This is a genomic window from Flavobacterium sp. (genome assembly GCF_023151265.1).
Classification (GTDB): domain Bacteria; phylum Bacteroidota; class Bacteroidia; order Flavobacteriales; family Flavobacteriaceae; genus Flavobacterium.
Genome location: NZ_JAKLJH010000038.1, coordinates 1 through 17,665, shown reverse-complemented (window position 1 = coordinate 17,665; position 17,665 = coordinate 1). Strand labels below are relative to the sequence as shown.

The 17,665-nt window shown below is 31.4% G+C and carries 22 protein-coding genes and 1 pseudogene; 17 read left to right on the top strand and 6 right to left on the bottom strand.

Annotated features, from left to right (window positions below; genetic code table 11):
* Positions 1–36 precede the first annotated feature (36 nt).
* The 12 genes from L6Q46_RS05305 to L6Q46_RS05250 all read left to right on the top strand — a co-directional run bounded on the left by L6Q46_RS05305 (position 37) and on the right by L6Q46_RS05250 (position 8,783).
* Positions 37–1,077 carry a tyrosine-type recombinase/integrase gene (locus L6Q46_RS05305; RefSeq protein WP_291283435.1) on the top strand — a complete coding sequence of 347 codons (1,041 nt, stop codon included), beginning with the start codon at positions 37–39 and terminating at the stop codon, positions 1,075–1,077.
* A 128-nt stretch (positions 1,078–1,205) separates the two neighbouring features.
* Positions 1,206–1,598 (top strand): VOC family protein, encoded by a 393-nt coding sequence (locus L6Q46_RS05300; protein WP_291283434.1) that lies wholly within the window; start codon positions 1,206–1,208, stop codon positions 1,596–1,598.
* A 6-nt stretch (positions 1,599–1,604) separates the two neighbouring features.
* Positions 1,605–1,976, top strand: a complete 372-nt coding sequence (locus tag L6Q46_RS05295) for a DUF1801 domain-containing protein (RefSeq protein WP_291283433.1) — start codon at positions 1,605–1,607, stop codon at positions 1,974–1,976.
* 166 nt (positions 1,977–2,142) lie between these two features.
* Positions 2,143–2,724: a hypothetical protein gene (locus L6Q46_RS05290; RefSeq protein ID WP_291283432.1), complete on the top strand. Its 582-nt coding sequence runs from the start codon at positions 2,143–2,145 to the stop codon at positions 2,722–2,724.
* Positions 2,725–2,889: 165 nt separating this feature from the next.
* On the top strand, positions 2,890–3,474 hold the full coding sequence (locus L6Q46_RS05285) for a hypothetical protein (protein ID WP_291283431.1): 585 nt from the start codon (positions 2,890–2,892) through the stop codon (positions 3,472–3,474).
* A 225-nt stretch (positions 3,475–3,699) separates the two neighbouring features.
* Positions 3,700–4,125, top strand: a complete 426-nt coding sequence (locus L6Q46_RS05280) for a contact-dependent growth inhibition system immunity protein (RefSeq protein ID WP_291283430.1) — start codon at positions 3,700–3,702, stop codon at positions 4,123–4,125.
* A gap of 138 nt (positions 4,126–4,263) precedes the next feature.
* Positions 4,264–4,959 carry a hypothetical protein gene (locus L6Q46_RS05275; RefSeq protein ID WP_291283429.1) on the top strand — a complete coding sequence of 232 codons (696 nt, stop codon included), beginning with the start codon at positions 4,264–4,266 and terminating at the stop codon, positions 4,957–4,959.
* Positions 4,960–5,125: 166 nt separating this feature from the next.
* Positions 5,126–5,596, top strand: a complete 471-nt coding sequence (locus L6Q46_RS05270) for a hypothetical protein (RefSeq protein ID WP_291283428.1) — start codon at positions 5,126–5,128, stop codon at positions 5,594–5,596.
* Positions 5,597–5,765: 169 nt separating this feature from the next.
* Positions 5,766–6,227, top strand: a complete 462-nt coding sequence (locus L6Q46_RS05265) for a hypothetical protein (protein WP_291283427.1) — start codon at positions 5,766–5,768, stop codon at positions 6,225–6,227.
* A gap of 188 nt (positions 6,228–6,415) precedes the next feature.
* Positions 6,416–6,925: a hypothetical protein gene (locus tag L6Q46_RS05260; protein ID WP_291283426.1), complete on the top strand. Its 510-nt coding sequence runs from the start codon at positions 6,416–6,418 to the stop codon at positions 6,923–6,925.
* Positions 6,926–7,527: 602 nt separating this feature from the next.
* Positions 7,528–8,031 (top strand): hypothetical protein, encoded by a 504-nt coding sequence (locus L6Q46_RS05255; protein WP_291283425.1) that lies wholly within the window; start codon positions 7,528–7,530, stop codon positions 8,029–8,031.
* A gap of 182 nt (positions 8,032–8,213) precedes the next feature.
* The gene (locus L6Q46_RS05250) at positions 8,214–8,783 is read left to right on the top strand and encodes a hypothetical protein (RefSeq protein ID WP_291283424.1); all 570 of its coding nucleotides are present in this window, start codon (positions 8,214–8,216) and stop codon (positions 8,781–8,783) included.
* A 110-nt stretch (positions 8,784–8,893) separates the two neighbouring features.
* Here L6Q46_RS05250 and L6Q46_RS05245 read toward each other — a convergent pair whose 3' ends face one another.
* On the bottom strand, positions 8,894–9,385 hold the full coding sequence (locus tag L6Q46_RS05245) for a thermonuclease family protein (protein ID WP_291283423.1): 492 nt from the start codon (positions 9,383–9,385) through the stop codon (positions 8,894–8,896).
* Between the two features lie 97 nt (positions 9,386–9,482).
* On the opposite strand from L6Q46_RS05245, the gene L6Q46_RS05240 reads away from it, so the two are divergent.
* The 4 genes from L6Q46_RS05240 (at position 9,483) to L6Q46_RS05225 (ending at position 11,330) form a co-directional block, all read left to right on the top strand.
* Positions 9,483–10,286: a hypothetical protein gene (locus L6Q46_RS05240; protein WP_291283422.1), complete on the top strand. Its 804-nt coding sequence runs from the start codon at positions 9,483–9,485 to the stop codon at positions 10,284–10,286.
* Between the two features lie 68 nt (positions 10,287–10,354).
* Positions 10,355–10,807 (top strand): DUF5675 family protein, encoded by a 453-nt coding sequence (locus L6Q46_RS05235; protein WP_291283421.1) that lies wholly within the window; start codon positions 10,355–10,357, stop codon positions 10,805–10,807.
* Positions 10,808–10,819: 12 nt separating this feature from the next.
* The gene (locus tag L6Q46_RS05230; RefSeq protein ID WP_153200084.1) at positions 10,820–11,083 is read left to right on the top strand and encodes a hypothetical protein; all 264 of its coding nucleotides are present in this window, start codon (positions 10,820–10,822) and stop codon (positions 11,081–11,083) included.
* Between the two features lie 4 nt (positions 11,084–11,087).
* On the top strand, positions 11,088–11,330 hold the full coding sequence (locus L6Q46_RS05225) for a hypothetical protein (RefSeq protein WP_291283420.1): 243 nt from the start codon (positions 11,088–11,090) through the stop codon (positions 11,328–11,330).
* A 146-nt stretch (positions 11,331–11,476) separates the two neighbouring features.
* On the opposite strand, the gene L6Q46_RS05220 is transcribed toward L6Q46_RS05225, so the two are convergent.
* From L6Q46_RS05220 to L6Q46_RS05210, 3 genes are all read right to left on the bottom strand, one after another.
* Positions 11,477–12,022, bottom strand: a complete 546-nt coding sequence (locus L6Q46_RS05220; RefSeq protein ID WP_291283419.1) for a hypothetical protein — start codon at positions 12,020–12,022, stop codon at positions 11,477–11,479.
* Between the two features lie 105 nt (positions 12,023–12,127).
* On the bottom strand, positions 12,128–12,550 hold the full coding sequence (locus L6Q46_RS05215) for a hypothetical protein (protein WP_291283418.1): 423 nt from the start codon (positions 12,548–12,550) through the stop codon (positions 12,128–12,130).
* 937 nt (positions 12,551–13,487) lie between these two features.
* Positions 13,488–13,811 (bottom strand): helix-turn-helix domain-containing protein, encoded by a 324-nt coding sequence (locus L6Q46_RS05210; protein WP_231834738.1) that lies wholly within the window; start codon positions 13,809–13,811, stop codon positions 13,488–13,490.
* Positions 13,812–14,166: 355 nt separating this feature from the next.
* On the opposite strand from L6Q46_RS05210, the gene L6Q46_RS05205 reads away from it, so the two are divergent.
* A complete protein-coding gene (locus tag L6Q46_RS05205; RefSeq protein ID WP_291283417.1) occupies positions 14,167–15,075 on the top strand; it encodes a tetratricopeptide repeat protein in 909 nt (302 codons plus the stop codon).
* 232 nt (positions 15,076–15,307) lie between these two features.
* Here L6Q46_RS05205 and L6Q46_RS05200 read toward each other — a convergent pair whose 3' ends face one another.
* Both L6Q46_RS05200 and L6Q46_RS05195 read right to left on the bottom strand, forming a co-directional pair.
* Positions 15,308–17,044, bottom strand: a complete 1,737-nt coding sequence (locus tag L6Q46_RS05200) for an FHA domain-containing serine/threonine-protein kinase (protein WP_291283416.1) — start codon at positions 17,042–17,044, stop codon at positions 15,308–15,310.
* 285 nt (positions 17,045–17,329) lie between these two features.
* Positions 17,330–17,665: pseudogene (locus L6Q46_RS05195) on the bottom strand (hypothetical protein); the annotation flags it as partial.

Genomic DNA, 17,665 nt, shown 5'->3' with positions numbered 1-17,665 from the left:
TCGATGGCTCGCTACAGTAAGATTAAGGGTTGTTATTTGCTTCCGGCAGCACCTGCTGTTATGGATTCGTTGCATTTGCAGTTTGAATCTTCTGGTATAACTATTACCTCATTGCTTCCGAAAAATTATTTGGACAAACGAAATTTGCCTAATAAAAAACAATTGGATTTATCTAAAACGAAAAGAAGCTTACTGGATTTGGTTCCAGAGCAAGTTCAAATTTATCTAGGCAAGATGATTGACACTTTGTTAGCTCTAAATTACAGTAGTTCGACATTGCGAACGTATTGTGGTGCTTTTGTTCAATTTTTACGATATTTTGAATATCGAAATCCTGAGGATATAAATAGAGAGGAAATTATTCGTTTTTTAGGATCTTTAATGGAGCGCGGTTTATCTGCTACGAGCGGACATAGTATGGTAAATGGCGTTCAATTTTACTACCAGCAAGTACTAGGAAAAACTGATTATAGTTTTGTATTACCGCGACCAAAGAAAGAAAAAAAACTACCTGCTGTATTGACAATGGAGGAATGTTTGCAAATTTTTAAAGTTGTAGATAATCCAAAACATAAGCTTTTACTATTGATAGGCTATGGCGCGGGTTTACGCGTGAGTGAGATTGTGAGTTTAAAATGGAGTGATATATTGTTTGACGAGCACAAAATTCATGTTAAGAATGCTAAAGGCAAGAAAGATCGTATGGTGATGCTACCCTACTCAATTGTTACCTCATTACAACTTTATAGAGAGCTTTATAATGGTAAACATTATGTTTTTGAAGGACAATTTGCAGGTGAACCTTACAGCACTGGAAGCGTACAACAAGTGATGCGTAATGCGCTAAAATTATCGGGTTTAGAGAAAAAAGCTACGGTTCATACTTTGCGTCATAGTTTTGCGACACATTTACTAGAAAACGGTACCGATATACGCTATATACAACAATTTTTAGGACATTCGAGTATAAAAACAACTACTATTTATACGCATTTAACAAAAACAGCTGTTGACAAGATACAGAGCCCTTTAGATCGGATGGTTGAGATAAAAGGTAAGAAAAAACTTGAAGATTAATTTTTAAATTTTAAAAAAGTTGTATACATTTGATGATATTTACTAGTTAGTGGCAAGTTTACAGAACGACACCACAGACAAGAACGAACAACTAAAATTTTAACTTTGATTAAATAAATAGACAAATAATGATAAAATTTGCATACACAATTCTATACGTTAAAGACGTAACAAAATCAATAGAGTTCTATGAACAGGCTTTTGGATTTACAAGAAAATTTGTAACACCTGAAAACGACTATGGAGAACTTTTAGTAGGCGAAACGACACTTTCATTTTGTTCTGTGACTTTGGCAAATTCAAACTTGAAGGACGGCTTTACCGAAAGTAATTTAACGACCAAACCTTTTGGAATTGAAATTGCATTTACAACAGACAAAGTTGAAGAAACAGTTCAATCAGCAGTTAATGCAGGTGCGACAATTACTGAAATCCCAAAAACAAAACCTTGGGGACAAGTCGTTGCTTATATCAGAGACCTTGACGGATTTTTAATAGAAATTTGTACACCCATATCATAGCGACATATGAAATCTAAAGATGAACAAATTGAAAAGTTTTTAGCTGAACTAAAAGTAAAAGACTCTGACAAATATGAAGTATTGACCAATTTACGAAGTGTTGTATTTACTTCAATTTCTAATCTGTCCGAAACATTCAAATATGGCGGTATTTTGTTTTCAATCAATGACAACTTTGGAGGGCTTTATGTAAGCAAACAACACGTTTCTTTTGAATTTACATATGGTTACAAACTTGACACCGAGTTAGCATTAGAAGGCGATGGCAAATACAGAAGACATTTAAAATTTAGGACACTTGACGAAGTAAATCAATCAAAAGCGAAAATAAAATTACTGTTACTACAAATCGAAAAAATTGACGCAGAACAATTATAAATCAAAAAAACCTGCCACTAACATCGGTTTGGCAATATGGCGGCTGAAGTGCTTCTATGAAACATTTGTGCAAGGTTCAGCAGCAGTATTTCTATTGAACTTCTGTGCTAAAAATCCGCCACATCGCCAAGCCGAAAACCGTTAGCAAACAGTTTAAAACCGAACTATGAAACGAATTCTACTTTGTATTTTTACATTTTCAATTTTATCAAGTTGTAACAAAATAAAATCGGATAAAATAGAATCTGAAAATGTTATAATTAAAAAAAACGAAGCCCAAAAAGAAGAAAAAAAACAAGATTCAATTTTAAATTATTGGGAAATAATACTTGATACAATTACTGAACAAAAAGAATTTAAAAATATTGGTATTAATAAATTAGAATTAAAAACTTTTAGTCTTAATGACAGCTTAATAGTCAGAAATTTAGGAAAAGTAGAAAATCAAATTTATATAGATTATTCACATACAATGGTGACTGATATTAAACTTTTTACAGAATCAAATTTTGACACTAAAAGAATTGACAAAACTAAATTCAAAAAAATTCTTGATCCAGAATTTTACGCTGATTGTAATCTTTTCTCGACCAAAATTGAAAATATTGTTGGAAATATAATCTTCCTAACCTCTGACTTAAATATTCCTGACACAGATAATCAGTGGAGAGTTTGGTATTCTATAAAAATAAAAAACAATAAACTTGAAAATATAGAAATAACCAAAACTGATTATGTAGGAATGTAAAAACCGTTTGCTAACAGCGGTTTGCTTCAATGGCTACTTCCGGATTTTCCTACGGAAAATCCGCTGCTGAATGGAATGTTTTGTTATATTTGTAGTGGCTTGGTGTTGGCTCAACGCCACTGAGAGCAAGCCGCAAAACGTTGTGCATAATTTAAAAAAAACTACATGAAAAAATTCTCCTTTTTTATCATTTTAATAATTTGTGCTAGTTGTAAAAACGATTACGAAAATGAAGAAATTAAAGCTTTAACTGATATTACAAATGATTATCTAAAAAGAAGTCACTTGAATTTACAAAAAGAGTATTTAAAACTTGACACTTTACAAATTGATAATTCGGAATTAGATTTTGACGTTTACATATCTGACGCATTAATTCCTATAAAACAAATAAAGGAAGATAATGAATGGATGTTTTCTAATAATTTTTCTAAAAAAAACTCAATACTTTTTAACAAATTGATAAATTCAGAAAAATTCAATTCTTTAACCTATCGAGAATTTGATAAAACTAAAATCAAATTGGAAAAACCATATAACCAAATGTTGATTAAAAATGACAAAACTTTGTCTGGAAAAGAATATTTAATGTTTAACTATTCAAGAGTTTGCTTTAATGACAAAATGGATAAAGGAATTGTTGTAATTGATTATAAAATTGGAGATAGATACGGTTTTAACCAAGGTTATAATATGTCTTTAATACTGACTAAATCAAATGGAAAGTGGACATATATTAAAGCTGATTAAAAACTATGCACAACAGCGGTTTGCTTCAATGGCTACTTCCGGATTTTCTTACGGAAAATCAACTGCTGAATGGAATGTTTTGTTATATTTGTAATGGCTTGGTGTTGGCTCAACGCCACTGAGAGCAAGCCGCGAAACGTTATGTGTAACCTTGAAAATAAGACGTTTAAAAAATAAAAATGCTAATTTCATACTTAACTACTAATCAAAATACAATTAATAAAATTGGAAAATAATTGGCGACAAAAATCACTTGAAAACCTTGAAAAGAAAACTTGGCCTGAATTAGGTTCAGAAGAAGGTTCTTATCTAATTAAAACTTGCAACTCATTACGTAAAAAGCAACTTCAAGACTTTACGACCGAAGACTTACGAATAATGATTGGACAAGAAATTGGACTTTACTTTTTAATGCCGTTAGTAATTGAGACATTGACAGACAATATATTCGCAGAAGGTGATTATTACGAAGGAGACTTGTTGAAAAACGTATTAGAAGTGAACACTAAGTTTTGGGACGATAATAAAAATTATTGGAAACAACTTAACAGCATAATAAATAACAACCGACAAGAAATAAAAGAAATGAAGTTTGACACTTCTAAATTCGACAACTGCATACATAATAATGAAAATAAAGGCTACACATAACAGCGGTTTGCTTCAATGGCTACTTCCGGATTTTCCTACGGAAAATCCGCTGCTCAATGGAATGTTTTGTTATATTTGTAATGGCTTGGTGTTGGCTCAACGCCACTGAGAGCAAGCCGCAGAACGTTAGCAACAATTATGAAAAACCTAATCTACATAATAACTATCCTTTCAATTATTAGTTGTTCTAAAAAAGAAGAGCCGAAAACTGTTGCAGAAAATAATAATGAAGAACAAATTGTTATTGACACACTTGAAGTTTTTTCTGATTCAATTAGTTTTGGTCAAATAAACAATAGTAAAATTGAAGTTTATAAAATTGGTACGCAAGAAAATACTATTGCTAAAGTTTATCTTTATGATAAAGACCAATTACATTGGAAATTAAAAGATAGTTTAATTTTAGAAGCTGAGAGAATTAATAATTTAGATACTGAAATCAAAGATTTTAACAATGATGGATTTAAAGATATAATATTTACAACTGGAATGGCTGCAAGAGGCGGAAACGTTGTACAAACTCTAATTCTTTTTTCTCCTAAAAACAAAACATTAAAATGGATTAAAAACTCTGAATACTTTCCAAACTTAATGTATAATGAAAAAATAGACTGTGTTGAAGCTTTTATATTAACTGGTGGACAAAGAACATGTTTCTTAAAAATTATAAACGATAGTTTAAAAGAGTTTGCGAATGTTTACCAAAGAGACGGAAGAATAACAGCTAAAATACTTGACGAAAATGGAAAATGGAAAGAAATTCAGAACATAAAAGATACACCAGAAGGTTTTGATAGATTTATTAATTATAATCCTATAGAAAAAAGACAATAACAGTTGCTAACAGCGGTTTGCTTCAATGGCTACTTCCGGATTTTCCTACGGAAAATCCACTGCTGAATGGAATGTTTTTTTATATTTGTAATGGCTTGGTGTTGGTTCAACGCCACTGAGAGCAAGCCGCAGAACGTTGTAGGCAATTATAGAAACTGACAAACATATGGCAATCCTTAAGGAAATAAAAGATAACGAATTGTATTTGTATATGAATGGAAATCTAATATACAAACGTTGGTTTAATACTGGAGCATCAAAAGTTTTTGATAAAATGGCTTATGATAAATATACTTTAACAAGTATTCGTGACTTAGAATATGAAAATCCAAATGAACTAATACCAATCAAAGCCAAAATCAAAATAATACGAACAGAAGATGGTGGAAGAAAGACAGGATTTATAAGCGGTTATAGACCAAATCATGTTTTTGAATATGGAAAAAAAGGAGAGCTAAATAACACATTCATTGGAGATATAATTTTCGAGGGACAATCTACTATTGAACCAGGAGAAGAAAAAGAAGTTACGGTTCGTTTTTTAATTAATCAACCAATCGAAAAATATCTAAACAAAGGTCAAGTTTGGTGGATTCATGAAGGACCGAATTTGATTGGAGAAGCTGAAGTGTTATAAAATAACTGCCTACAACAGCGGTTTGCTTCAATGGCTTGGCTCGGGAATTATTTAGAATATACGCTGTCTAATTAAATCTTATTTTTATATTTGTAATAGTCAGTGATTAATTAACGCCACTGAAAGCAAGCCGCAAAACGTTGTAAGCAAGCTTTCGCTCGAAAACTAAATGGAAAAATTAGCAAAAATTATTAACCGACAAATAACATTTGAAGTTTATGACACTTCAAAGAATTGGATTGCAGATTTTCCAACTGAAAATTGGGCTTTAGTAATAGTTACTGAAGATGAAAACAAAAATTACTTTGATGAAATTATCCGAAAAGCAATAGACAGAAATGTTGGCTACATTCATGGTGTTGGAAAACAGCATGACTTGATACATAATATGGCTGATGAAGAAATTGTATTTCGTGATGTTGATATTGAAAAGCTTCATTTGCCAAAGCATATAATAATGACAACAGGTATCGAAGATTTTGAAAATGGAATTTGGTATGGAATATATGTAACACACAATGAAGAAACAGAAATTAATCAAGTCGTAATTCTTGATGTAACAAAAAAATCTTTTGAAAAAACTTTAGAATTAATCAGAAAATTTGAAATGGGTTATTTGCCAAAAGCTTGAAAAAAGCCAGCTTACAACAGCGGTTTGCTTCAATGGCTACTTCCAGATTTTCCTGCGGAAAATCCGCTGCTCAATGGAATGTTTTGTTATATTTGTAATGGCTTGGTGTTGGCTCAACGCCACTGAGAGCAAGCCGCGAAACGTTAGCAGCAAGCCAATCGGAACGGTAATCTAAAAACATTAAATCAATGAAATACTTTCAGATAATTATTTTTAGCATAATCATATTTTCGTGTATAGAAAATAAAAAGGAATCACAATCTTTCAATATCAATTATGATAAGATTGACCATTACCATCTCAATACTGAAACTTCCAAAATATATAATGGATTAGCTCACAAAGAAAAAGAAATACTAAATGAAATTTTGTATAGTGCTTCTCCTTCGAGTATTAATGATTTAACAGCAATTAACATTATTGAATCACAAAGCGAAAAAAAAACAATCGATAGTAAATTCAATTCTGAAATTGTAAAATCAGTTTCTCTCCATGAAATCAATCAAAATGAGGAACAACCTATAACTTCATGTGAACCAATTTACCGCGACATCTTAATATTCCGAAAAGAGAATAAAATAACAAGTATAATAAAAATCTGTTTTGATTGTAGCGAAAATCAAGTTCTAGGAATAAACTTTGACTCATCAAAGTATTTCTTTGGTGTAAATTATAAAAAACTAAAAAAGTTATTGTAATGGCCAGCTGCTAACAGGCGTTTGGCAAGATTGCGAATTTTGTAGTAAATTCACGTTTACATTTCGCAAGAAATTTTATCTTTGATAGAAAATAATCGGTTCCGAACTTCGCAACCTCGCCAAGCGCCGGAACGTTGTGTGCAACATATTTTCCGAACTTACGCTGAAAGCTTCTCTCCTATTTTTTCTGAATAAATTTTTACCGAAAATCTTGCGTGAAAACGAAAACCAAACCGAACTTTGTCGATAAACTTTGTGTTGAAATTACGTTTTCGGAAAAATCCGTTGTGAAATCTAAACCTGAAACCAAACTTTGCGTGAAAACCCGAACTTTGTAGATAAACTTTGTGTTGAGTTTTTAAGTTCTGAAAATATTATGCAGCACACAACAGCGGTTTAAAAATATGGCTGATTTCGGGAATTTTAGAAATGGCGCAGTTGTTTAATTTAAAGTTTTGGTTATATTTGTAAAGGCTTGGTGTTGCTTTTTCGCCACATTTTTAAGCCACGAAACGTTGTACCTCATGCTAAAACAGAATGCAATGAAAAAATTTAAATACATTTTAATAATATTTCCCTTTTTAACATTTGCACAAATAGACATGAAAAAACAAATAGACAGTTTGATTTTTTCAACTGAAGTTCCTTATACTGAATTGTTAATGCCTAATGAATCATCTGATAGTATTTTACAAACAAGAGGATGTGGAGACAGATATTTATGGAATGTTATAAAACTGAAAGAAAAAGCAATCCCATACTTAATAGAGTTAATAGACAATACAAAAGAAACTCCAGCGAGTTTTCCTTATCAAGGTGGACAATGTACATTAGGAAAAATGGCTTTTATTGCACTTGAAGAAATAATTCATGGTATTCCAACAGCAGAATTACTAAATGTAAATCCTGAAGATTATGACTGTGGATATTGTTATTATCATATAAATTTGGATAAAAGGAAAAATCGGAAGAAGTTTAAAAAAGCAATCAAAGAATGGTACGAAAAAAATAAAATAAATTTAGTTTGGGTTGAATCAAATAAATTCTGGACTTGTGAATCTTCAAGCAAACATCCAAATGGAGGTCACTATGAAATAAAAAAATGAAAGCACGAAGGTACAACAGCGGTTTGCTTCAATGGCTACTTCCGGATTTTCCTACGGAAAATCCGCTGCTGAATGGAATGTTTTGTTATATTTGTAATGGCTTGGTGTTGGTGCAACGCCACTGAGAGCAAGCCGCAGAACGTTATGCACAATATAGCGACAACCCAAAACTGAATTATTAAATGAAAAGTAAAACTGTAACTAGAAGACAAAAGGTTTCTGCTATTATTATTACATTTCCATTTCTATTAGCTATTACATTACTCCTTATTGGGCTTTTTACATTAGATAACATATATCTTGAGAAAGGTTTTAGTATAAATCTTACTGCTATAACTACATTATCAATTACTCACATAATTTCTATTATAATTCTGATAAAACTTGACAAAATTGACATAGACTTACCAATATCTAAATTAAAGAAAGTAATTTCAATCTTTGGACTTTTAATTTTATCATTTCTTTTTAGTTTCTTATTAGAAATGGCATTACGTATGAATCTCAATTATTGGTTTAAAAATAGTATAGTTGAAAAGATTGAACTAGTAGTTATTGATAAAAATATTTCTCACGGAAAAGCAACAGACTACTATATAATATTCAACTCAAGTAGTGGAAGATTAAAAAACAAAGTTAAACGAAGAAATTACGAATCTTTTTCAATAGGCGAAAAATATAATGCTACCGTGAACAAAGGCTTTTTTGAAGGATATTTTTTGACAAAACCAATGAATAAAATAAATGACTAATAAAATAACTGTGCATAACAGCGGTTTAGCTCCATTACATACGTAAGGTATTGATTTTACTGATATTTTACTAAATCAAAACTCCATTAGTACAACATAAGTACAACAAATCAGAACCTTTTCACACGCTTATAAATACCTCGTTTCTTTAGTTGCGCTTTACGATTCATCTTTTGAAATTCAGCCAATCTTCCACAATAATATTCATTAGTTGCTTTTGCATATCCATTGATCAAAAGCAAATCATTCAAGCACTCCCCTCCTGGTAATATTACATATCCTAATTGTCGATTCCAATAATCGTAGAAGTTATCCTGTTCTGTAATTATCGTTACAACTGTTTTAGGAGGTGCTACGCTCAAAACATAATGCAAGGCTTCCAATCCTAATTGGATTAAAAATTGGGCTGCTAAATGGGTTTTCTGTTCGTCCTCTTTCATCTTTCTATTATACTTTACTTCTGGTGCATCTAAACCATATAGTCGTATCTCTTTTCGCAAACGAGTGAAAAGATTGCAAATGATTATGCTATCTCCATCTAAGACTTCTTCTATTTGCCAATGGGTTTCCACCAAATAGGGTGCTTTTGCATTGTATTGCATTGATTTTCAGTTATTTAAGTTATTGTAAATCAAAGATAATGAATGATATTTGAGTATAAAATTTCACTTAAATATTAACTTCTAAAATCTTTACAAAATGGCTAGACAGAAAGGCGTTTTAAAGTATGTGGGAACTCTTGGAGATGTTCGCCACTTTAAAATTAAAGGACAAGAAGGGTACTTTGCCGGAATGGTAGGTGGACCTTCAGGAGAGCAAGTTTTATCAGCTCCAGAATTTGAAAGAACTCGTGAGAACATGAACGAGTTTGGTGCTTGTGCTAAAGCAGGAAAATCAGTTAGAACTGGTTTATCACAAATCGTTAAGCAAATGTCTGATACGCAAGTAGCAGGACGTTTAACCGCGATTATGAAAAAAATCAACTTGGAAGACCAAACCGAAGCCAGAGGTTATCGTAAAATTGAGATTACTACTCAAAGAAATTACTTGGTAGGTTTTGAGTTTGACAAAAACACTTCCTTGAATGGTATTTTCAACGCTCCTTACAGTGTTACGCATGACCCAGCAAGAAACACAGCGGATTTTGTAATTCCTGCGTTTAATCCAGCGAATTTGATTAATGCTCCTGCAGGTGCTACTCACTTTAGATTGATTCACACGCTTTCTGTTGTAAGTGACTTTGCTTACAATGCTGTAACGAATAGTTATGATCCTATCGACACAGCACAGAATGAAGTGAGTGATGTTCAATTTAGTGGCTTTATGGATTTGTATGCTCCTGCAACTGCAACAACCATTACAGCAACTTTGCCAAATGGTATCACTCCATCAGCTGATGTTACCGTTCTTCAAGGTATTGGAATTGAGTTCTATCAAAAGGTAGGTTCAAACTATTACTTGTTTGCAACTGGTAACTGCTTGAAAATTGAGGACGCATTTTAAGAATCCTACTTACAAATCCCTCAGAAGTTCTGGGGGATTTTTTGTTTTAACTTACTAATTCAATTCACATGGAAACAAAAATCATTCGCGTAGCACAAGGCAAACAAAGTACTTTAAGCCAATTATATATCAACGGAGTATTTCAATGTTATTTACTTGAAGACAAAATACGAACTGAAAAAATCAAGGGACAGACTGCTATACCGACAGGAACCTACTCGCTTCAGCTTAACACCTGGGGAGCTAAAAATGTCAATTACAAAAAGGTATTTGGAAAAGTTCATGAAGGTATGATTGAAATTACAGGATTACCAAATTTCAGTTATGTGTATATCCACACAGGAAATACGATTGAAGATACCGCAGGTTGTCCCCTTTGTGGATTTGGATTCCAATTTATCCAGGGCGATTACCGAGTTACCCAAAGTGTTATGGCTTATCAAATGATTTATCCTAAGCTAGTTGCATTAGCAAAGAACAACGCAAATAAGATTAGTATCGAAAACAATTTCCAATTTTAAACAAGTAATGCCATGGAACAAGCTCCACAATTAATGGTACTTTTTGGAAGTTTAATAAGCTTATTATTATCGGTTGTAGCCTATTTTATCAAACAATTGCACACAGATTTCAAACGAATGGAAAAAGACCTTGTTGAAGTAAAAACCATGGCATTACTCATTAAAACCGAGTTTAAAAGCAGCAGTGATTTACTGAACCAAAAAGTAGATTATTTAGAACACCGAGTACAAAAATTAGAATTATCCATCTTTAAAAATCACGAACATGAAAAGTAATGAAATGAATATCGTTCAAAGAGTAAAAGCTCCAACACCAAAGTTTTTCAAAGTATTGAGAACAATTGGTTTAGCCTTGGCAACCGTTGGAGGAACTATCATCGCATCGCCGATAGCATTGCCAGCTGGATTAGTAGCAGCTGCAGGTTATTTAGTCCTGGGCGGTGGTGTATTGTCGGCAGTATCACAAACCGCAGTACAAGACGATGAAGAATCGAGAGTTCCAAAGGAAGACAGGGTTGAATAATCAAAAAATTGTTTAAAAATCGCCATTAAAAGCTCCTATTTCAGGGGCTTTTTTTTGTTTTATACCCAATTGCACCGCTTTTTTCAATTTTATATAATTGGTGCGTTTATATTGCGGTTTTGTATTGTTTTGCTTCGGTACAGGGTTTAATCAATTCTTTTTAAATCGTAGCATGCTATTCTTGAGCCATCTTCATAATCATATCCTAAGTTTGGAACATCGAAACTAATCCATATTTCTTTAACACCTAAATCATCTATTACGAAAACATGTGTTTTAGCAGCTAATCCTTCCTGTAAATAATAATCTTTGATATTGTATTCATATTGAATCATTTTATCAAGGATGAAAGTTTTTAACCTAATTTTATTGTTTTTTAAATCAAAATAGTGAATTGTCTTTTCAATATTTGTTTGAGTAATTACACCATCTATTTCTTTATCATTATTTGTACTTTCAAAAGCAAAATAATTTTCATCTATTCCATAAATATTTGATTCTTCAATATTATCATTTTGGATTTTGTTGGAATTGTGATTACTATTATTGTTGGATTTATTGTTTTCATACTTTTCCAAATGTTTAGTTTGGTTAGAATGATTTATATAACCAACTCCTAAAATTAAAATCACACCAACTGCAATCATCAAATATTTTCTCTCTATTTCTTGTCCAAAAAGATTTACTTTCATATTTCTAAAAACTTTTAAATAGTTATTTATCAGTTTATAAAAATACTAATTTATTTGAATTCTCATTAAAATAGAAAAACCTAGCCCATCGGGGCCAGGTTTGTGTTATTTGTTTCTGTAACGGAGTAAAATTGCGTTACGGATTTCGTTGATTAGGTGGATGTTTTTTGCGTGATGGGCTTCTTGTTCTTGCAGCAGCTTTAGTGCTTGGATGTTTTTATGATGCAGCTCATGTTCACGCATCAATCGGGTGGCTTTTGGATTGAACTCTTTTTTGAATTCATAGAGAGATAAAAATGGAATAACGGAACCTTTTAAGAACGGATGCCAGAAGTTGGTTTTCCATAAGCTCATAGCTATCCAATACACGTTTTCTTTTTGCTCTTCGGTCTGAAAGACTAATACAAAGCTGTTTGTAAAGGGTTCGTTTTGAGGTTTTCCGCTATTTAGTCCTTTCGATAATACGAAAAAATGCGGTTTGTCATACTTCGCCCCAGGTTGGTGGGTTTTGATAAAAATTGTGTCCATAAAACAAGGATTTAAAGGGTTAAATTCCTTCGTCTTTCCTCCGTGATTGCACAAAATGTGATTGAAAACCGAGATGACCCACACACATTTTTGCAAAAGAAAAAAGGAAAAAAAAGAAAGCCGTCTTGCCTTGTGGAGGGTTTTAAAAAAGCAAGTTTTTCGGATAAAATACTACCCATATGCGTCTGGGGTAACGGTAAGAGGATGTGGTGGTATTGAAAATGTATGGGTGGAGATTTTATCCGGAACCGAAGGCTTGAACTTGCTTTTTTGAATACCCGGAACAAACCTTTGGCTTCTTTTTTATCCTTTTTTTTGTAAAAATGTTTACCCCAAATGTTCTTGTGAAATGGGGTTTTAGGGGTGTTCAATCGGGACTGGTAAACAAGGGTGTTTTTTTATTTGCTTACATGGTGTATCGGTTGTAGTTGCAAATAAAAACACACTCTTGTGATAGTTTGATTTTTGAGGATGCTTTGAAAGTGTTCAGTGTTCAGTGGAGAGTGTTCAGTGGAGAGTGTGAACTGAAAATGGGAAGCATCTTCAAAAAACAATGAAAATTACGTTAGCGGTAGCGTTCCTATTTTTTTTCGGGTGGGTGCGGCTGGGCGCGGATATTTTACATAATAACCCTTATAACTTTCAGGGGGACTGCGTGGGGTGTTGGGAATGAATTATAAGGTTTATTATGTAATAATAGCTTGGGAGTGGTTTTTGTGTGTTTTTAGCGTTTGTTTTTTGGATTGGGTGTAAGTGGATAAAAAAAGGCGGACTGTGCGCGAGGGGTTGGGAAAACAGGGAGCCTTTTTTTATTGACTTACTGTGGGGAAAACAAGTGCTAAAAACACACAAAATACCACTAGTGCGGTGGGGAGCGTTGGACTGGGTGGGTGAAACTACTTCAGCGAAGCGTTCCTATTTTAAAAAAGGATTTCGTTTATCTAAAAGGATTTCGTTTTCGAGCAATGTATTCATTGGCTTCATTTTCTATGTCTTGTCTTGTTTTGACTTTATTTGCATATATCCATTCATCTATTTCTTCTTTTTTAAAAAATAGCTTTTTACCTAATTTGTAATGTGGGATTTCTGCAGTTGATGTTAACTTATAAATTGCAGATGTAGAAGTACCCATATAAGCAACCACTTCTTTCAAATTCATTGGTTTGGATTCTGCTACAATACTATTTTCTGTTTTTAGATTGGATATTGCTTTTTCAATTCTATCTAATCTTTCCATTATTAACTCAAAAGGATTTTCCATAATCAAAAGTTTTTAGTTTTAGTAAAATTAGCGAAATGAAGCAAACAAAGAATTGATGCTAGGAATACTTGGACTAGGAGCGATTTTTGTGCAGCTGAATGAGGTAATGAAATTTTATTTACTTTTCATCTATAAGCTTTAATAGTTTACATTTTTTTCATTAGCATTATATTGTTTTAACTAATAGATACGTTATTACAAGAATATCGTTTGATTTTTTTACACGTAATAAATGTTTTGTAGTATAAATTAAACGGTGATTTGATTCTAATTTATTTTGATTTACGGAAAACCGTACACAATTATTAACCCAACGTATTAACTTTAACCTTACTATTAATTAAAACTTTAAAAAATGAAAAAACTATTCTTATATGCTTTTTTAAGCTTTGCCATTTCTTCTTACTGTCAAACAGCAGAAGACTATTTTAAAAGTGGTTTGTCTAAACTTCGATTAGAAGACCATGAAGGAGCCATTGTTGAATTTACAAAAGCTATACAATTAAAGCCCAATTATGTTTATGCCTACAGTAATAGAGGTGTTGCTAAAAAAGATTTAAAAGACTATCAAGGAGCCATTGAAGATTTTACAAAAGCTATAGAATATGATCCTAATTTTAATCCTGTTTATTTTAACAGAGCTGATGCAAAATATAATTTGAATGATCTTGAAGGAGCCATAGCTGATTATACTATTGCTATAAAATTAAAACCTTCTGATGCAGAGTCTTATTATAACAGAGGAGTAATCTATTTAGAACTAAATGATTTTCCTGCTGCTATTGCTGATTATAATAAATCATTAGAATTAGAACCTAATAATGATTTTGTTTACTTACAAAGAGGTTACGCTAAAAATGAAATTAAAGACTATGAAGGTGCTATCCAAGATTATTCAAAAGCAATTGAATTTAATGATGGAAATTTAGAAGCTTATTTTTTTAGAGCTTCTGCAAAAAGTGATTTAAATAACTATGTTGGTTCAATAGAAGACTACAACTTACTTATAAAATTATCACCGAATGATAGTTTTGCTTTTCATAATAGAGGTGTTGCAAAGAGTTTTTTAAATGATTTTGAAGGAGCTTTAGCAGATTATACGAAAGCTATTGAACTAGATTCTGAATTAGCAGATGCTTACATGGCAAGAGCTCTCGCAAAAATTGAATTAAAACAATTTGATGGTTTGTGTGCTGATTTATTAAAAGCAAGTGAAAATGATATTGAAAAAGCTAATACACTTATTGAACAATATTGTAAATAATATTACTTGTTGTTTTAGAATTTATAACTTTCTGATTCACGAATTAATCTGAATAGTTAATTTACATAATTAGATATTCTAATCTGTCTTAAATTTTGTCATTTCTTAATCTTGAGAGACAAATTATCTAAGACAGATTTTTTTATTGTTTTCTATTAGAATTTTAAATTAATAGTTACAGCAGTTGCCTATACAATGGATTGGTTAATAATTCTATTCGATTTTTAGAAAATTAAATTAACTTGGTTTTGTCTGTAGTTAGTGCGAAATAAATGTCTTTAATTTTGATAGTGTTGTGACCTATTAATGGAACTTTGTTTACTACCAATTCATCGTTTATTTCTGTTCCAGTACTATCCAAATCATATAACCAAACATTGTCCTTGGTATTTATTATAACACAATGTCTCCTACTAACTGCTGTAGAACCTGATACTTTTATATCGTTTTGATTGTATTCTTCTCTTCCGAATTTTATTATTGGGTTATTAAAAGTGCTAGATGTTTGAACTTTATTATTGGTTTCTAATATTGTTATTGTATTTTCTTTCATATTGTTGAACTGAAAATCCATAAATAAAAGTTTCGATTTTAGCGTTGGTGACTTTTTCAAGTTATGACTTGATGCTTTTTCTGTAATAACGGAAAGATTATATTCAATAAATGGATTGTCTTTTTGTTCTGCTTTTGTTTTTGGAGGAATTGATTTTCCATTACTATTTAATACAAAAGCAATAAAATAATTATTGGCAAAACAAGGTAACGATGGATTAGCATCCATAATCATTTTGGAAAGTTCCATTGCTGTTTCGTATCTGTCTGTTTCGTAATAACAACGAATTAAAAGATTATAGGCTTCATAATCTGCTGGGTTTCTATGAAGATGGTCTGATAATAATCCTATAGCGATTGGATATTTTTTTGCTTCCAAATTAATCCAACCTAAATCCTTTTGAACATCAAGTCTTGGATTGAGTTTTAGTGCCTTTTCATAAAAACTTTTAGCTATTTCAATCTTTTGAATTCTTAAATTGTATTTACCTAATGCTTGTAATACTGCTACATTGTTTTTGTATTGTTTTTGCGCTAATTCTAAAAAATTGAGAGCGTTACGCCATTTATTAGTTTTTAAGGCTTTGTCTGCTAAAGCAATTAATTCAGCTGCTTTTAGGTTGTCTTTATTGAATATTATAGGAACTGATTTTGCATTCAAAGCTTCTTCCAATTCAATCATAAATTGAAATCTTAGTTCGGGCGTTTTATTGATTGCTTTTAAAATTATCTCTTGTTGCCAATTTGGAAGTTTTTGTATTGGGAAATCCGCTGATAGGTGTTTCTCCATAATTTCGTCACTTGATAATCCTGAAAATGGATTTTTCTTGGTTAGTAATTCCATTAATGTAACACCTAAAGCATAAATATCAATTCTTGGATCATTTGTGCTTTTAACATCCCAACTAAAAGCTTCTGGGCTCATATACGACTTTGTACCTATGTCTTTATTAGCTACTCCAAAGTCCGCAATTTTAATTGTACCATTCTGAGTAAAAAGTATGTTATCAGGTTTGATATCGTGATGAATAATTCCTTTTTTGTGAATTATTCTTAGGCTTTTTGCTAGAGTTATCATCCAATCAATAGCTTCTGCATTTGTATATGTATTGCTATTTATTTTATCTCTCAAACTACCACCAGAACAATATTCCATTACAAGATAAAAGATACCCTCTTCTCTAAAGTGATGGTAGAAGGTAACAATATTTGGATTTTCAAATTTTGCTATTGTTTCAATTTCATGGATTATATTTTCTTGTAAAAATTTGTTTTCAATTAATAATTGCTTGATCGCAACAAAACGATTTGATACTCTTTCTTTCGCTAAAAAAACCTTGCCAAAACCACCATTACCAAGGTCTTTAATGAAAATGTATTTGTTATCGTATAATGTCATAAAATTGTACGTCTTCAAACTAAATTGGACTTTTGCTAAGAGAGTATTTAGTTAATAATTCAAAGATAAAAGAATTTTTTGATTAGTTTGCTTTTCAATATTACACCAACTAATTAAATCATTATGATTTTTAAAGCCTTCCCAACGTTTTTTTAAACTATTTTCAACTTCTGATTTTATAGACATTGATTTTCTTAATATATATTTATTAATTTAAAACTTATATAATTCGAGTTAAATAAAATTATTCTGCTCAATTCTAAATTTAAGTATTCCTTTCAAAAAAGGAATTAGATGTTGTTTCTATTTAGCTTTCTTATTCATCAATTTAGTAAGTGACACAGTAAAAGGCATACCTACTTTAGAATACGGATTTTTTATGATTTCTTGTATTTTTTTGTATTCTTCCAATTCTTTAAAATCCCAACTTACATTTTCAAACTCAGGAGCTGTTACCTTTTGAATATCAATAGCTAAATAATACTCCTTTGGTTTCTTTGATGGTGGATATTTAAGTTTATCTAAATGGACTGTTGAAAAAACTTTTGGTCCTTTACTTTTAATCTCGTATAAATCTGATGCAGTAGCTTCTCCGCTTCTTCTTAATAATAAATATTTTGCATTTACTACTTCATTATT

Coding starts and splice junctions, on each gene's coding strand:
- L6Q46_RS05240 (WP_291283422.1), top strand. CDS start 9,483: ATGGCTAGACAGAAAGGCGTTTTAAAGTATGTGGGAACTCTTGGAGAT.
- L6Q46_RS05275 (WP_291283429.1), top strand. CDS start 4,264: ATGAAAAACCTAATCTACATAATAACTATCCTTTCAATTATTAGTTGT.
- L6Q46_RS05235 (WP_291283421.1), top strand. CDS start 10,355: ATGGAAACAAAAATCATTCGCGTAGCACAAGGCAAACAAAGTACTTTA.
- L6Q46_RS05270 (WP_291283428.1), top strand. CDS start 5,126: ATGGCAATCCTTAAGGAAATAAAAGATAACGAATTGTATTTGTATATG.
- L6Q46_RS05230 (WP_153200084.1), top strand. CDS start 10,820: ATGGAACAAGCTCCACAATTAATGGTACTTTTTGGAAGTTTAATAAGC.
- L6Q46_RS05205 (WP_291283417.1), top strand. CDS start 14,167: ATGAAAAAACTATTCTTATATGCTTTTTTAAGCTTTGCCATTTCTTCT.
- L6Q46_RS05265 (WP_291283427.1), top strand. CDS start 5,766: ATGGAAAAATTAGCAAAAATTATTAACCGACAAATAACATTTGAAGTT.
- L6Q46_RS05225 (WP_291283420.1), top strand. CDS start 11,088: ATGAATATCGTTCAAAGAGTAAAAGCTCCAACACCAAAGTTTTTCAAA.
- L6Q46_RS05300 (WP_291283434.1), top strand. CDS start 1,206: ATGATAAAATTTGCATACACAATTCTATACGTTAAAGACGTAACAAAA.
- L6Q46_RS05250 (WP_291283424.1), top strand. CDS start 8,214: ATGAAAAGTAAAACTGTAACTAGAAGACAAAAGGTTTCTGCTATTATT.
- L6Q46_RS05215 (WP_291283418.1), bottom strand. CDS start 12,550: ATGGACACAATTTTTATCAAAACCCACCAACCTGGGGCGAAGTATGAC.
- L6Q46_RS05260 (WP_291283426.1), top strand. CDS start 6,416: ATGAAATACTTTCAGATAATTATTTTTAGCATAATCATATTTTCGTGT.
- L6Q46_RS05245 (WP_291283423.1), bottom strand. CDS start 9,385: ATGCAATACAATGCAAAAGCACCCTATTTGGTGGAAACCCATTGGCAA.
- L6Q46_RS05290 (WP_291283432.1), top strand. CDS start 2,143: ATGAAACGAATTCTACTTTGTATTTTTACATTTTCAATTTTATCAAGT.
- L6Q46_RS05210 (WP_231834738.1), bottom strand. CDS start 13,811: ATGGAAAATCCTTTTGAGTTAATAATGGAAAGATTAGATAGAATTGAA.
- L6Q46_RS05220 (WP_291283419.1), bottom strand. CDS start 12,022: ATGAAAGTAAATCTTTTTGGACAAGAAATAGAGAGAAAATATTTGATG.
- L6Q46_RS05255 (WP_291283425.1), top strand. CDS start 7,528: ATGAAAAAACAAATAGACAGTTTGATTTTTTCAACTGAAGTTCCTTAT.
- L6Q46_RS05285 (WP_291283431.1), top strand. CDS start 2,890: ATGAAAAAATTCTCCTTTTTTATCATTTTAATAATTTGTGCTAGTTGT.
- L6Q46_RS05295 (WP_291283433.1), top strand. CDS start 1,605: ATGAAATCTAAAGATGAACAAATTGAAAAGTTTTTAGCTGAACTAAAA.